Source organism: Nocardia caishijiensis NBRC 108228 (assembly GCF_001612825.1).
Taxonomy (GTDB): domain Bacteria; phylum Actinomycetota; class Actinomycetes; order Mycobacteriales; family Mycobacteriaceae; genus Nocardia; species Nocardia caishijiensis.
Map to the genome: position 1 here is coordinate 53,869 of NZ_BDBE01000023.1, position 13,852 is coordinate 67,720.

At 68.5% G+C, this 13,852-nt stretch carries 15 protein-coding genes; 7 read left to right on the plus strand and 8 right to left on the minus strand.

The annotated features are described in order from the left end of the window. From NC7_RS06565 to NC7_RS06590, 6 genes are all read right to left on the minus strand, one after another. Nucleotides 1-726, minus strand: a complete 726-nt coding sequence (locus NC7_RS06565) for a GntR family transcriptional regulator (protein ID WP_067980282.1) — start codon at nucleotides 724-726, stop codon at nucleotides 1-3. 70 nt (nucleotides 727-796) lie between these two features. After that, nucleotides 797-2,080, minus strand: coding sequence for a serine hydrolase domain-containing protein (locus tag NC7_RS06570; RefSeq protein WP_236573094.1), 1,284 nt, complete (start codon nucleotides 2,078-2,080; stop codon nucleotides 797-799). Nucleotides 2,081-2,187: 107 nt separating this feature from the next. Beyond that, a complete protein-coding gene (locus tag NC7_RS06575) occupies nucleotides 2,188-2,703 on the minus strand; it encodes an Rv2240c family protein (protein ID WP_067980447.1) in 516 nt (171 codons plus the stop codon). Between the two features lie 116 nt (nucleotides 2,704-2,819). Then, a complete protein-coding gene (locus NC7_RS06580; RefSeq protein WP_067980284.1) occupies nucleotides 2,820-3,413 on the minus strand; it encodes a DUF305 domain-containing protein in 594 nt (197 codons plus the stop codon). A gap of 60 nt (nucleotides 3,414-3,473) precedes the next feature. Continuing rightward, complete coding sequence (locus NC7_RS06585; RefSeq protein WP_067980287.1) at nucleotides 3,474-3,860, minus strand: DUF6153 family protein; 387 nt, start codon at nucleotides 3,858-3,860, stop codon at nucleotides 3,474-3,476. Nucleotides 3,861-3,922: 62 nt separating this feature from the next. Further along, nucleotides 3,923-4,501, minus strand: a complete 579-nt coding sequence (locus NC7_RS06590) for an AMIN-like domain-containing (lipo)protein (RefSeq protein ID WP_067980290.1) — start codon at nucleotides 4,499-4,501, stop codon at nucleotides 3,923-3,925. Nucleotides 4,502-4,732: 231 nt separating this feature from the next. Here NC7_RS06590 and NC7_RS06595 point away from each other — a divergent pair, with 231 nt between their 5' ends. After that, nucleotides 4,733-5,881: a class I SAM-dependent methyltransferase gene (locus NC7_RS06595; protein WP_067980293.1), complete on the plus strand. Its 1,149-nt coding sequence runs from the start codon at nucleotides 4,733-4,735 to the stop codon at nucleotides 5,879-5,881. 148 nt (nucleotides 5,882-6,029) lie between these two features. Continuing rightward, nucleotides 6,030-6,884 carry a Bax inhibitor-1/YccA family protein gene (locus NC7_RS06600; RefSeq protein ID WP_067980296.1) on the plus strand — a complete coding sequence of 285 codons (855 nt, stop codon included), beginning with the start codon at nucleotides 6,030-6,032 and terminating at the stop codon, nucleotides 6,882-6,884. A 54-nt stretch (nucleotides 6,885-6,938) separates the two neighbouring features. On the opposite strand, the gene NC7_RS06605 is transcribed toward NC7_RS06600, so the two are convergent. After that, the gene (locus NC7_RS06605; protein WP_067980300.1) at nucleotides 6,939-8,159 is read right to left on the minus strand and encodes an acetyl-CoA C-acetyltransferase; all 1,221 of its coding nucleotides are present in this window, start codon (nucleotides 8,157-8,159) and stop codon (nucleotides 6,939-6,941) included. A 61-nt stretch (nucleotides 8,160-8,220) separates the two neighbouring features. Beyond that, nucleotides 8,221-9,090 carry an SGNH/GDSL hydrolase family protein gene (locus NC7_RS06610; protein WP_067980303.1) on the minus strand — a complete coding sequence of 290 codons (870 nt, stop codon included), beginning with the start codon at nucleotides 9,088-9,090 and terminating at the stop codon, nucleotides 8,221-8,223. A 205-nt stretch (nucleotides 9,091-9,295) separates the two neighbouring features. On the opposite strand from NC7_RS06610, the gene NC7_RS06615 reads away from it, so the two are divergent. The 5 genes from NC7_RS06615 (at nucleotide 9,296) to NC7_RS06635 (ending at nucleotide 13,834) form a co-directional block, all read left to right on the plus strand. After that, complete coding sequence (locus NC7_RS06615) at nucleotides 9,296-10,699, plus strand: MFS transporter (RefSeq protein ID WP_157101862.1); 1,404 nt, start codon at nucleotides 9,296-9,298, stop codon at nucleotides 10,697-10,699. A 73-nt stretch (nucleotides 10,700-10,772) separates the two neighbouring features. Next, nucleotides 10,773-12,155 carry a cystathionine beta-synthase gene (locus tag NC7_RS06620; RefSeq protein WP_067980450.1) on the plus strand — a complete coding sequence of 461 codons (1,383 nt, stop codon included), beginning with the start codon at nucleotides 10,773-10,775 and terminating at the stop codon, nucleotides 12,153-12,155. A gap of 360 nt (nucleotides 12,156-12,515) precedes the next feature. Next, entirely contained in the window at nucleotides 12,516-12,680 is a 165-nt protein-coding gene (locus NC7_RS06625) for a hypothetical protein (RefSeq protein WP_157101863.1), read from the plus strand. A gap of 13 nt (nucleotides 12,681-12,693) precedes the next feature. Continuing rightward, nucleotides 12,694-13,407, plus strand: a complete 714-nt coding sequence (locus NC7_RS06630; RefSeq protein WP_157101864.1) for a hypothetical protein — start codon at nucleotides 12,694-12,696, stop codon at nucleotides 13,405-13,407. Next, the gene (locus tag NC7_RS06635; protein ID WP_067980312.1) at nucleotides 13,388-13,834 is read left to right on the plus strand and encodes a helix-turn-helix domain-containing protein; all 447 of its coding nucleotides are present in this window, start codon (nucleotides 13,388-13,390) and stop codon (nucleotides 13,832-13,834) included. The genes NC7_RS06630 and NC7_RS06635 overlap by 20 nt, the downstream gene beginning before the upstream one ends. Nucleotides 13,835-13,852: the final 18 nt, after the last annotated feature.

Sequence of the window (13,852 nt, forward strand, 5' to 3'; positions counted from 1 at the left end):
TCAGGAGCTTCTTCCGACTTCCATCTGCACTCGGTACCGGTCGGAGCGATACCAGCTGTGCGTGTGCTCGACCGGCACGTCCGCGCTGAACGACACCCGGTCGAAGTGCAGCACGGGCGCGCCCTTGCGTACGCCGAGCAGGGCGGCGATCCCGGCGTCGGCGGCCTGGGCGTCGACGGTCTGCTCGGCGCGCTCGATCGGCCGGTTGTAGCGGTCGGCGGCGAGGCGGTACAGCGAGCCGGTGAGGTCGTGGGCGATGAGGTCGGGGACGAGTTCCGGGTTGAACCAGGCGTCGTCGACACTCACCGCGTCGTCGTCGGCCAGGCGCAACCGGCGCACGTGATAGGCGTCGGCGCCCTGGGGCAGCCGGAGTGCGCGGGCCGTCGGCTCGGGCGCGGGCGCCTTTTCGGCGACGAGGACGAGCGTACTCGGCTGATGGCCGAGGGCACGCATCTCCTCGGTGAACGAGGCCAGATGCAAGCGCGACTGCACCGGCCGGTGCGCCACGAACGTCCCCTTCCCGCGCACCCGGACCAGATACCCCTCGTTCACCAGTTGGCCCACCGCCTCCCGCACGGTGATCCGACTGACGCCGTAGTCCTGCATCAGGTTTCGCTCACTGGTGAGCAGATCGCCGGGTTGCAGTTCGCGCGTGCACTTCTGCAGCAGGATCGCGCGCAACTGTTCATGCTTGGGCACTGCGCTGTCTCGCAGCGGTGCTGGCATGGGGCTGGCTCCTCTCGGCGAACCGGTCCCTACTGGTCCTGTCCGGTCGCTGTCGAGGATACGCCAGCCGTCAGCGGATGCCGGGGGTGCGCGGGTCGGGGCCGAGGCAGCCGAGCACCACGCAGCCGGGTGGGGTGTCGGCGAACGGGGCTTTCGGTGTCTCGCCGAGGCATTCGACGAACCCGCAGCCCGGGTAGGCGTACGGGCCGAGGCCGAAGGTGCCGAACACCGGATCGGGCCGGGCGATCATCGGATCGGTGACGCTCACATCCGGCTTCTCCCGGTACGGGCCCGGATCCGGCACCGCGACATCGCGGAACGACGACACCAGTGTGCGCAGCACGTCGTGGGTGTAGGTCGTCGACACACCGGGTGTGGCGACGCCCGTCCAGTTCAGTACCAGCCCGAGACTCGGCACGATGTAACTGTCGTTGCGCAGCATCCCCGACATCTTCACGGCGTCATCGGGCAGCCCGGGGAATTCGAGGCGGCACGGTGCGCCGTTGACGACGAACAGGAAGCCGTAACAAGGCATCGCCCGCGAGGGTGACAAGGCCTCGTGCAGGTACGCCTCCGAGATCACCTGCTGTTCGTTCCACCGGCCCCGATTGCCCACGAGCAGACCGAGTTTCGCGAAGTCGTCCGGCGGGAGCAGCAGATGCGCGTGGCCGTAGGTGTTTCCGGCGCGGTCGCGGGCCCAGTAGTAGTCGGTGCGTTGGATGCCCAACGGGTCGAACAGCTTTCGCTGAGCGAAGTCCTGGAAGTCCGTGCCGACGGCCTGCGCGATGACATACACGAGCAGGTCGACCGCGCGCTGGCTGTAGCGGAACTGGGTGCCCTGCGGGCGTTCGATCGGCATCGCCAGGGCCTGGGCGACGACATTCGGGTCGAGTTGGGCCAACCCCGTCGCGCCCTCGGCGGCGATCGCCACCTCCATTCCCGATGATTCGGTGAGCAGGTTGCGCACGGTGATCGCCCGGTGGCCCTCGTCGCCGAGCCCGTCGGGCAGGTAGCGACCGATGGGCGCGTCGACGTCGAGGGCGCCGTCGTCCACCGCCGCACCCGCGACCAGCGCCACCACGCTCTTGGTGCCGCTCCACAGATTCCACGGCACCCCACCGGATTCGGCGTTGCGCGGGCCCGCCGCGACCAGGCAGTTGTTGCGGTAGAGCTGGATGTTGAAGCGCGTGGGGTCGACGGCGAGGCGCATGGCCTCGGCGACCCGATCGGGGTCGAGGGCGACCTCGGCGGGGGCGGCGGACTGCGGGGTCCGGCCGGAGCTGACCTCGCAGTGCCGCACGGTCGGCGGGTCGGCCGCGGCGACGGGCAACACTGCCGCCGAGGTCAGCGACACCGCGGTAACCGCAACCGCCGCACCATATTTCAGGAACCCACGCACGCAACCCTCCGATGACTTGTCTCGGGGTGACAATCGCGAACGGTGATGTTCCTGTTACGTCACTAGCGGCCGTAGGGTCGGCAGACCTCGATCGCCGCGTCCTTGGCGGTGTTGAACTGATCGATCACGCCGTTGAGTTCGTCGGTGGCCGCGCGACGCTCTAGGGTGTCGGCGAGCAGGTTGGTCTTGTCGCGATAGGTGCGCAGCGGCTCGGCCAGCGCCGCGATCACCTCGGGGGTGATCTTGCGGTCGAGGTCCTTGGCATTGTTGCGCAGCACCGGAACCGCCTCGTTGGCCTTGGTGTCGGTGTCGGGCGCCTGGTTGTTGCTCGCCTCGATGTAGGCGTTGAACGAGGCGACCGAACTCTTGTTGGCCGCGCGCAGCCCGTCGCAGGCCGAGTCGTTGGCCGCCTTCACCTTGGCGGTGGATGAGGCCGCGACCTCGGATGTGTACGCGGCGAGATCGGTGAGATTGGCCTCGGCCGTGCCCGGCACCTGATTGGTGCAGGCGGCCAGCGCGAGCGTGCCCGCCACGGCGACCAGTGCGGTGCCGAGCCCCATTCGTTCCCGTACCAGCATCAACCTCTCCTCCCTCGCCGGAGTGTCGGTCACCGTCGCGGTGCCGAACATCTCGACGGTACTGGCTTGGCGACGATCAGGTGGCGCCGCGCCGAACCGGCGCGGCGCCACTCGGGTCAGCTCTGGCCGAGCATGCCGCGCATGGTCGCGATCTCACCCTCCTGATCGGCGATGATCTTCGTGGCGAGCCGCTTGGCCTCCGGATTGACGCCTTGGGCCAGCTCGGGCTTGGCCATCTCGACCGCGCCCTGATGGTGTTCGATCATCATCCGCAGCCACTGCCGGTCGAACTCGGCGCCGGAGGCGGCTTCCAGCGCGCTCATCTGCTCCTCGGTCATCATCCCCGGCATGCCGTGGCCACCGTGCCCCTCGGCGCTCGGCGCGGGTTCGCCGAAGCTGGTGAGCAGATCGGTGATCTGCCGCATCTCCGGCGCCTGCGCCTGCTCGATCTGCGCGGCCAGCGCGATCAGCTGCTGGTTCTGGGTGCGGTTCGGCACCAGCTTCGACATCTCGACCGCCTGCGCGTGATGCGGGTACATCATCTGCAGGAAGTTCACATCGGCGTCGTTGAAATCGGTGCGGGCCGCGGCGGTGGTCGTGCTTGCCGTGGTCGAGGAGTGTTGGGTGCTGTGCGTGGTCGAGTCGTCGCTACAACCGGCGGCGACCACCGCGACAGCGGCGAGGGCGAGAACGGTACGGGTGATGGACATGAGTGATCCTCCTGGGGATTCGGGTGTGGGTGTCGAACAGGGGCCGCGCGGGCCGACCTGTCAGATCCGCAGAATCGCCAGTTGGGACAGGGACAGCACGGTCCAGGGAGGTGGTCGCTCGCGGCGGCCGCGCCAGGTTCTGGTCGCCCGGCGGATGGCGTCGCCGTCTTCGGTGAGCCGCGTCAGCAGCATCCAGCCGAGCAGCACGGTCAGGGCGACGAGGATGAAGACGCAGCCGTGGACGGCCGCGTGCTCACCGCAACCACCGCTGCCGCAGCCGTGATCCGGTTCGTGGTCGTCCTGGGGTGCGACGGCTTCGACGTGCTCACCGGTGTGGGCATGCGCGGGGGTGACGAAGACCGCGGAGTGCATCGCGACGATTCCGGCCAGCAGCAGCATCACGGCGAGAGCCCGGACGAAGCGCGCGTGCGAAGGCTGGACGGTCACGGCGACGAGTCTAACCAGTGCTCACACGGGCTTCGCAATACCCGCACACGGTAGGGGTAGAACTACGCGTTCGCGATGTCGACGACCAGGCGCGGTGGGTCGGCGAGCGTGCTCACGGTGAAGCCGGGCCGATCGGCGTCGAGCCCGACGAACGACTGTGTGACGCCTTCGTACACCACCGATTTGTAGACACCCGTGATACGCGGTGTGCTGGGGTCGGTCACCGGGTCGGGCCCGGCGAACGGCGGGACGGGCGAGTCGAACGGGTAGGCCGAACCGAGGATGCGCACCTCGAGGATCGAACTACCGGCCACGTCGACGGCCCGGCCACTGGCGTCCTGCACGGCGCTGTCGGTGTAGGCCACCTGCCAGCCGGGGGTGCCGGTGCCGCCGAGGGTGTAGACGACCCGGTCGTAGCCGGGGTGGTTGCCCAGACGCACATCGGTGACGGTGAGCGCGGCGCCGTCGCTCGCCTCGCCGGACTTCGCCGCGTTGTCGCGCGGGCCGGTGGCGTCGGCGAAGGTGCTCGCGGTGCTCGTCGTCGTGGTCGGCGGCGTCGCGGCGGGCGCGTCGTCGGAACCGCAGCTCGGCAGGACCAGAGCCGCGGCGGCGATCAGCACGAACACGGGGGCGTTGCGCATGTGACCGATGGTACTCAGGTGAACTGGAGGGTCGCGGGAATCACTCGGGCGCGTGTCCAGGCTGTGAGTTTGCTGGGTGCGTACATCACGAGATCAGCGCAGTCGGCACGCGTGAGTGGAACCTGTTCGCCGTCAGTCTTTTCCATGCTCCGCGCGCCTATGTGTCCATCGGTTCCGCAGTGCGCCAGGGGCGGATGTGACGATGGGGCAACGATCTAGCACACTTGTCGGGTGGACAGTGTCGAGGACGTATTCACCCGGCTGCGCCGGTATCCGGACGTGGAGGCGCCGAATCTCTATGCCGTCGACGCCGCGGATCGGTTGATCCTCGATACCGCCGCCGACGCGCTCGCGGGCGCGGGCACCGGCGAGGTGGCGGTGATCGGCGACGCCTACGGCGCGCTGACCCTCGGGATCGCGGTACGGCACGGACACACCGGCATCCGGGTGCACCAGGACCTGCTCACCGGCGAACTCGCCCTCGCGGGCAACGCCAAGAACCTCGGTCTCGCCGATCGTTTCACCGTGCACGGTCTCGACGTGGACCTGCTCACCGGCACCCGCGTGGTCGTGATGCGGTTGCCGAAAATGCTTGCCGGGCTCGCCGAGATCGCCGAGGCCATCGCCCGTTACGCCGCCGACGACGTGGTCGTCTACGCCGGTGGCCGCGACAAATACCTCACCCCGACCATGAACGAGGTGTTCGCCGAAACGTTCCGCCAGGTGCGGGCGGGCCGGGGCAGGCAGAAGTCACGGGTGCTCGTCGTCAGTGAACCGCTACCCGTCGGCGAACCGCGTTTCCCGGTGCGCGAGAACATCATCGAGATCGACGGCGACGTGGTCGCCTACGGTGCCGCGTTCTCCGGCCCGCGCCTCGACATCGGCACCCGGTTCCTGCTCGAGCATCTCGACCGGATGAAACCCGACGCGCGCGAGGCCATCGATCTGGGTTGCGGCACCGGCATTCTCGCGGTGGCCCTGGCCAAATCGCGGCCGCGTATCCGGGTGGTCGGCACCGACCAGTCCTGCGCCGCGGTCGCCTCGGCGCGCGCGACCGCCGCCGTCAACGGGGTGGACGACCGGGTCACCGTGGTGCGCGACGACGCCATGTCCTCGGCGGCCGACAACAGCGCCGACCTGGTGCTGTGCAATCCGCCGTTCCATGTGGGCGCGGCCGTGCACACCGGGTCCGCCATCAAGATGTTCGCCGAGACCGGCCGGGTGCTGCGCCCCGGCGGCGAATTGTGGACGGTGTACAACTCGCACCTGAACTACCGGGGCGTGGTGGAACGGATGGTCGGGCGGACCGATGTGATCGACCGGAACCAGAAGTTCACGGTGACGCGGTCTGTCCGTGGCCTGCGCGACGTACAACGATAGAGGCGCTCCAACGGGGTAGAGTCCGATTTGTCCGAACGGACGGTGGGGCGATCATCGATCGCGACGCCGGGAACTTTGTCCGTTCACGGCACGTTGAACAGGGCAGTTGGAGCTGTACGACGTTTCATCACTCCAGGAAAGGCGCACGGTGCGTACCTCATCGAATCCGGTGTTCAAGAACTTACCTCGCCAAGAGGGAGTCGGCGGTTACGCGAACTTCGGTTCGGGCGTGACCGGCGCGGGCCAGCTGGGCAACCAGTACGGCGAATACGGTCAGCAGTACGGGCAGCAGTACCAGCAGGCGCCCGCGACCCGTGCCATGACCATCGACGACGTGGTCACCAAGACCGGTATCACCCTCGCGGTGCTCACCGTCTCGGCGATCATCTCCTTCGCGCTGTCGACGGCGAATCCGTCGCTCGCGCCGCTGTTCGTCATCGGCGGCGGCCTGATCGGCTTCGTGCTGGTCATGGTCGCGAGTTTCGGCAACAAGATGGACAACCCGGCGCTCGTACTGTCGTACGCGGCGTTCGAGGGTCTGTTCCTCGGCGCGCTGTCGCTGATGTTCACCGGCACCGAGTTCGGCGGAGTGGGCGGTAGCGCCCTGATCGGCCAGGCGGTGCTCGGCACGTTCGGCGTGTTCTTCGGCATGCTCGTGGTCTACAAGACCGGCGCGATCCGGGTCACCCCGCGCTTCACCCGCATGCTGCTCGGCGCCATGGTCGGCGTGCTGGTCCTGATGCTCGGCAACCTGATCGCCAGCTTCTTCACCGACGGCGGCTTCGGCCTGCGCGACGGCGGCCCGCTGGCCATCGTGTTCAGCCTGGTCTGCATCGCCATCGCCGCGTTCAGCTTCCTGCTGGACTTCGACTCGGCCGACCAGCTGATCCGCGCCCAGGCCCCGGAGAAGGCCGCCTGGGGCGTCGCCCTCGGCTTGACCGTCACCCTGGTCTGGCTCTACGTCGAGATCCTGCGCCTGCTGAGCTACTTCCAGCGGGACTGATACACACACGAAAGCGGCCCACCGAATTCGGTGGGCCGCTTTTTCGTGCCTGTCTCAGCTGAGTCGTTCGATGACCAGGGCCATGCCCTGACCGCCGCCGACGCACATGGTTTCCACGCCGAACTGCTTGTCGTAGGTCTGCAGGTTGTTCAGCAGGGTGGCGGTGATGCGGGCGCCGGTCATGCCGAAGGGGTGGCCGAGGGCGATAGCGCCGCCGGAGACGTTGAGCTTGTCCTCATCGATCTTCAGCTCGCGAGCCGAGCCGAGCACCTGGACGGCGAAGGCCTCGTTGATCTCGAACAGGTCGATGTCGGAGACCGACTTGCCCGCCAGGGCCAGGGCCTTCTTGACGGCCTCGATCGGGCCGAGGCCCATGATCTCCGGGGACAGGCCGGAGACGCCGGTGGACACGATGCGGGCCAGCGGGGTCAGGCCGAGCTCCTTGGCCTTGGTGTCGCTCATGATCACCAGCGCCGCGGCGCCGTCGTTGAGCGGACAACAGTTGCCCGCGGTGACGGTGCCGTCGGGACGGAACACCGGCTTGAGCTGGCTCACCGCTTCGTAGGTGACACCGGCGCGCGGGCCGTCGTCCTTGCTGACGACGGTGCCGTCGGGCAGGGTCACCGGGGTGATCTCCCGCTCGAAGAAGCCGTTCTTGATGGCCTCCTCGGCCCGGTTCTGCGAGCGCACACCCCAGTGGTCCTGGTCCTCACGGCTGATGCCGGTGAGGGAGGCGACGTTCTCGGCGGTCTGACCCATCGCGATGTAGGCGTCGGGCAGCAGGCCGTCCTGGCGCGGGTCGTGCCACGCGCCCGCGCCGCCCTCGGCGGTCTTGGCGGTGCGGGCCTCGGCCTCGGCGAACTCGGGGTTCTTGGTGTCGGGCGAGCTGTCGGCCGAACCCTTGGCGTAGCGCGACACGGTCTCCACACCGGCGGAGATGAACACGTCACCCTCGCCTGCCTTGATCGCGTGGAAGGCCATCCGGGTGGTCTGTAGCGACGACGCGCAGTACCGGTGCACGGTGGTGCCGGGCACCACGTCCAGGCCGAGCTTCACCGCCACGATGCGACCCTGGTTGAAGCCACCCTCACCGGCGGGCGAGCCGGTGCCGAGGATGATGTCGTCGACCTGCGTTGGGTCGAGCGCGGGGACCTTGTCCAGCGCGGCCTTGACCATCTGTGCGGTCAGGTCGTCCGGGCGCATCCCGGCCAGGGACCCCTTCACGGCACGGCCGATCGGGGAGCGGGCGATGGAGACGATGACGGCCTCGGGCATGAGGACTCCTTTTCGGAAGGCTGGCGCGAACGGCTGTTTCACTTGCCGGTCTGCCGTGAATCTACGTCTCCCCGTGCGCGACCGGAAGGGCAGGGCGGGCTCGCACCGCGGAGATCAGCACCGGCGACAACTGAGCGGCCGCGAGTTCGTAGCCCGCGGCGGAGGGATGGAAACCGTCGGTCGCGAACAAGATCTCCGGCGCCGCCCGGAACTCCGAGGCGACCAGCGGCGAACCCATCGGCACCGCGATTCCCCCGGCCAGCGTGGTCGCCACCGTCTGTGCCTTGCCGAGCCGCACACTCCAGTTCGCCACCACCGTACGCAACGGCTGCGGGATGGCGGTGACGGTGCCCAGGTTGGGGCAGGTGCCGACGACGACCAGCGCGTCGGCCTCACGCAACCGCGACACCGCCTGGGCGAGCCTGCGGGCCGAGGCCCGGATCGAATGCTTCTTGGTGATGTCGTTGGCGCCGACCAGGATCACCGCGGCATCCGGCGGCGGCCCGGCGACGAACATCGCGTCGACCTGTCCGGCGAGGCCCTTGGAGGTGGCGCCGGAAATGGCCTTGGTGCTCAATCGGATCCGCAGCCCGGTGGCCTCGGCCAGGTCACGCGCCAGCCGCACACCCGGCACGTCGGCGGCGCCGAGGCAGCCGAGACCGGCGGCGGTGGAGTCGCCGAAGATCATCAGATGCAGGTCGAACGGAACGTTCTTGCGCCACGGCTCGGGCAGGTTCGCACCGGGGGCGTACACGCCGTCGGCCTCGGGTGGCTTGGAGGTGTCGCGGCCGATCACCGCGCGTGCGGCACCGGCCTGGGTCATCAGCAGCCGGTAGGTCGCCCAGGACACGGTGCCCGCCCCCGACCCGGCCAGGACGGTCGTGGCGCCGGTGACCGCGGCCGTGCGCCAGCTGATTCGAGGTGCGCTCACACCCGAAAATTCTACGGCTCATCCGCCTCTCCGCGTCTTTTGGCCAGACTCAGGTGCGGGGCGAGTTCGGGGCGCGGCAAGCTCTTGTGAGGTGGGTGGGTCGGCTCGTGCCCGGTGAGTTACCCATGTCCTGACGAGATCAGTTGTTGCGCGTCGGACCGCTCGCCGAGGCGCTGACCGGGCGGCGCTGGACTATGGTGCGGGAGTGGGGAAGGCGCCCGAGCTTTTGCGACTCGACCGACCCGCCGGGCGACGGTTGCTCGCGGCCACGGTGCTCGGCTCGGGGATGGGGTTTCTCGACGGCACCATCGTCAATGTCGCGCTGCCGCGCATCGGGTCGGAACTGCATGCCGACCTGGCCGCGCTGCAGTGGGTGATCAACGGCTACACCCTCGCGCTCGCCGCGCTGATCCTCGTCGGTGGCGCGCTCGGTGACCGGTTCGGGCGCAAACGGATGTTCCCCTGGGGTGTGGCCGCGTTCGCCGTCACCTCCGTGCTGTGCGCGTTGGCGCCGACGATCGAGGCCCTGATCGCGGCGCGGCTGGCGCAGGGCGTCGCCGCGGCCCTGCTGACTCCCGGCAGTCTGGCGCTGGTCGAGTCGTCGTTCGTGCGCGCCGACCGGATGCGGGCCATCGGGGCGTGGACCGGCACGCTCGGCATCGCCACCGCCGCGGGCCCGGTGCTCGGCGGTTGGCTGGTCGGATTGTCGTGGCGGTGGGCGTTCGCGATCAATCTGCCACTGGCCGTACTCACCCTGGTGCTGTTACGGGGTGCGCCCGAGTCCCGTGACGAACGCGCCGAGGGCAATCACTTCGACCTGCCCGGCATCGTGCTGGCCCCGGTGGCGCTGGCCGGGATCACCTGGGCGCTGACCGCGTGGCCCGACAGCGGCGCGACCCCGGCCACCATCGGCGCCGCGGTGACGGGAGTGGCGGCGGCGACGGCGTTCGTGGTCGTCGAACGGCGGGCGCGGTATCCGATGGTGCCGCCGGAGATGTTCGCCGACCGCGTCTTCACCCTCATCAATGTGGTGACGTTGCTCGTCTACGCCGCGTTGTCCGGGTCGATGGTGTTCATCGCCCTGTTCCTGCAGGTCGGTGCGGGCTGGTCGCCGTTGGCGGCCGGGGCGGCGAGCGTCCCGATCAGCGTGCTGATGTTCCTGCTCGCCGCCCGTTTCGGTGCGCTCGCCACCCGGTTCGGGCCGCGCGGGCCGATGGTGGGCGGTGCGTTGGTCCTGGCCGGTGGGCTGGCGTTGCTGGCGGTGGCGCCGCGCGAGGTGCGGTTCGTGACCGGCATTCTGCCCGGCATGCTCGCGATGGGACTCGGCCTCTCGATGCTGGTCGCCCCGCTGACCGGAACCGTCCTCGCGGCCGCGCCCGCGCGTCGGTCGGGCGTGGCCAGCGGGATCAACAACGCGGTCTCGCGCACGGCCGGATTGCTCGCCGTCGCCGCGTTGCCGCTGCTGGTCGGGCTGTCCGGACGCGCCTACGCCGATCCCGACGCCGTCACCTCGGCCTATCGCGGCGCGCTGTGGTGGTGTGTTGCGCTGGTGGTCGTCGCGGCGGGGGTCACCGCCGTCGGCCTGTCGGGGCGCCGCGCCGCGGGCTGATCGGCCGGTGTGCTGGCACACAGTGTCGGACCAGGTCGCGACCCGCACGCGTGGTTCTGCAACTATGGAGCTCATGCGCATCGCGGATCATGTCGTCGACCTCATCGGCAACACCCCACTGGTTCGGTTGAACTCGGTGGTCGGCCCGAACGCGGGCCTGGTCGCCGCCAAGGTCGAGTACCTCAACCCGGGCGGCAGCTCCAAGGACCGCATCGCGGTCAAGATGATCGATGCCGCCGAGGAGGAGGGCCTGCTGAAGCCGGGCGGCACGATCGTGGAGCCCACCTCGGGTAACACCGGTGTCGGCCTGGCTCTGGTCGCCCAGCAGCGCGGATACAAGTGCGTGTTCGTCTGCCCCGACAAGGTGAGCGAGGACAAGCGCAACGTGCTGCGCGCCTACGGCGCCGAGGTCGTGGTGTGCCCCACGGCCGTGCCACCGGAGCACCCCGACAGCTACTACAACGTCTCCGATCGCCTGGTCCGCGAGATCGACGGCGCCTGGAAGCCCAACCAGTACTCCAACCCGGGCGGCCCGGAAAGCCACTACGAGACCACCGGCCCGGAGATCTGGGCCGACACCGAAGGCAAGATCACCCACTTCGTCGCGGGCGTCGGCACCGGCGGCACCATCACCGGCACCGGCCGCTACCTCAAGGAGGTCTCGGGCGGGAAGGTGAAGATCATCGGCGCCGACCCCGAGGGCTCGGTGTACTCCGGCGGCACCGGCCGTCCCTACCTCGTCGAGGGCGTCGGTGAGGACTTCTGGCCCACCGCCTACGACCCGGCCGTGCCCGACGAGATCATCGCCGTCTCCGACGCCGACTCCTTCGAGATGACCCGTCGCCTCGCGCGCGAAGAGGGCCTGCTGGTCGGCGGCTCGTGCGGCATGGCCGTGGTCGCCGCGATCGAGGTGGCCCGGCGCGACCCCGACGCCGTCGTCGTGGTGCTGCTGCCCGACGGTGGCCGCGGCTACCTGTCGAAGATCTTCAACGACAAGTGGATGAGCTCCTACGGCTTCCTCACCACCCCGCTCGAGGCGGGTCCGGAACCGCTGGTCGGTGACGTGCTGCGTGGCAAGTCCGGCGAGCTGCCCGACCTGGTGCACACCCATCCCTCGGAAACCCTGCGCGACGCCATCGAGATCCTGCGCGAATACGGCGTCTCCCAGATGCCGGTCGTCGGCGCGGAGCCGCCGGTGATGGCGGGCGAAGTGGCGGGCAGCGTCACCGAACGCGACCTGCTCTCGGCCGTCTTCGAGGGCCGCGCCCAGCTCACCGACTCGGTGGCCCAGCACATGAGCCCGTCGTTCCCCCTGATCGGCTCCGGCGAACCCCTCTCCACCGCCACCAAGGCCTTGTCCGACACCGACGCGCTGATGGTCGTCGAAGACGGCAAGCCCGTCGGCGTCATCACCCGCCACGACCTCCTCGGCTTCCTCAGCACCGGCTCGATCTGAGGTCGGACCAACGCGAAGGCCGCCCGGATAGCGGCAGTGAGCTGAGGTTCTGCGAGTTCTGGGACGAGGAACCCCTCACCCCGAGGACGCCCTGGGGCTCATCAGCTGATTCGGTTGAGCGGAACTCTGCCCAGCTGAATCCAAGCGTCTCACCTGATATCTCATCCGATCTGCTGGCACCCACCGGGGAGCGGTCGAACCTTCCACGGATCGGATCGACATTCGTTTCGATGGGCATGGACAGCAGCAGCGGGCGTTGATATGAACCCACCGCCAGGTGCTCGAGTAATGGTGGCAGGCCGAATAGTCCTGCAATGCGTGGTGTGTCGCGGGGATAGATTCCAGCAACGCCAGATCAGCATGAACACGCCGGGGATGACCTTCATGGGTTGGGACTGGCTCAACGAGAGCGCGACCGGGGTGGTGTGTGTGCACTGCGGGTACGTCCACCAGTTCATGCTGCCGGTGCAATGGGAAACCCCGCCGCCTGCGGGGCGAGCTGTTCTGGTTGATTATCACAACTGATAATATGGGCGTCATGGTCGGTGACCCGAACGACGTTGGTGACGAACTTCGAGCCGTGCTGGAATCGGCGGCGAAGCTGCAGGTATTGGTGCCGGATGCGGTGCTGGTCGGAGGCTCAGCGGCGGCGCTCTACGCGGGGCACCGTGACTCCTATGACCACGACCATGTTCTACGCGACTTGCGAGACCGTTTCGACATGGTGCTCGAGGCCATCGAATCCGAGGGGGAGTGGGTCACCAACCGGGTGCGGCCGGGGAAGTTGATCCTTGGCCGACTGGGCGATATCGAGGCCGGGGTGCGGCAGTTGATCCGTGCTCGGCCGCTGGAAACGGCGACGATCGAACTCCCCTCGGGGCGCCAGTTGTGTGTACCGACAGCTGCGGAAACGCTGCGTATCAAGGCCTTCCTGATCGTGCGGCGCAACCAGACCCGCGACTATCTCGATGTTGCCGCGATGACGGATGCGATGGGGATCGCCCAGGCGGTTACGGTGCTTGCGCACATCGATGACTACTACGCCGACCAGCGAATCGATGGACTGCCCGTCTCCTCTCAGGTGGCGCGTCAGCTCGCTGATCCGCGCCCCGCCGACTCGTCGGTAACTCAGCAGCTGGCGGCGTATCGCAATCTCGATCACAAGTGGCACGATTGGAATCGAGTGCGGGATCGGTGTCGGGAAGTGGCGATAGCTCTCGCGGAAGGCGGGGATGATGGTCCAGTTTCGTAATCTGAACATCTCCCCGGACGCGCCGGTTTCGGAGTGGCCGACCGAGGCGGTGCAGACCGCGTTGGAGCGAGGCGACCTTCGTGATTGGCGGCGGATCGGTGCGGAGTTGCGGCGCGATCCGTGGGGGCGGATCGCGCGTCGATTGGAAGAAGTCCTTTCGCACAGTCGTCCCTACGGGGTCGCCGAATTGATGGAAGGGCTGCTCGAGCGGGCACGCGAACGCGCGGAGACCGAAGAGCGCCGAGAAGTCGCTGACGAAGTGCGTCGGGCGGTCGCGGATTCCGGGTTGACCAGTGCCGAATTCGCCGCCTGCGTCGGAACTTCCGGCTCACGACTGTCCACCTACATGAGCGGCAAGGTCGTCCCGTCCTCGACAATGATGGTGCGAATTCGTCGCGTGGCAGATCGCCACCGATCGGTCGCGTGACTCGCTGAGAAAGGCGAC

What these genes read in the sequence shown, in the direction of transcription:
- NC7_RS06575 (WP_067980447.1), bottom strand. Translation starts at nt 2,703, where the DNA reads ATGCTGGTACGGGAACGAATGGGGCTCGGCACCGCACTGGTCGCCGTG.
- NC7_RS06630 (WP_157101864.1), top strand. Translation starts at nt 12,694, where the DNA reads ATGGTCGGTGACCCGAACGACGTTGGTGACGAACTTCGAGCCGTGCTG.
- NC7_RS06635 (WP_067980312.1), top strand. Translation starts at nt 13,388, where the DNA reads ATGATGGTCCAGTTTCGTAATCTGAACATCTCCCCGGACGCGCCGGTT.
- NC7_RS06580 (WP_067980284.1), bottom strand. Translation starts at nt 3,413, where the DNA reads ATGTCCATCACCCGTACCGTTCTCGCCCTCGCCGCTGTCGCGGTGGTC.
- NC7_RS06590 (WP_067980290.1), bottom strand. Translation starts at nt 4,501, where the DNA reads ATGCGCAACGCCCCCGTGTTCGTGCTGATCGCCGCCGCGGCTCTGGTC.
- NC7_RS06620 (WP_067980450.1), top strand. Translation starts at nt 10,773, where the DNA reads ATGCGCATCGCGGATCATGTCGTCGACCTCATCGGCAACACCCCACTG.
- NC7_RS06625 (WP_157101863.1), top strand. Translation starts at nt 12,516, where the DNA reads ATGAACACGCCGGGGATGACCTTCATGGGTTGGGACTGGCTCAACGAG.
- NC7_RS06565 (WP_067980282.1), bottom strand. Translation starts at nt 726, where the DNA reads ATGCCAGCACCGCTGCGAGACAGCGCAGTGCCCAAGCATGAACAGTTG.
- NC7_RS06605 (WP_067980300.1), bottom strand. Translation starts at nt 8,159, where the DNA reads ATGCCCGAGGCCGTCATCGTCTCCATCGCCCGCTCCCCGATCGGCCGT.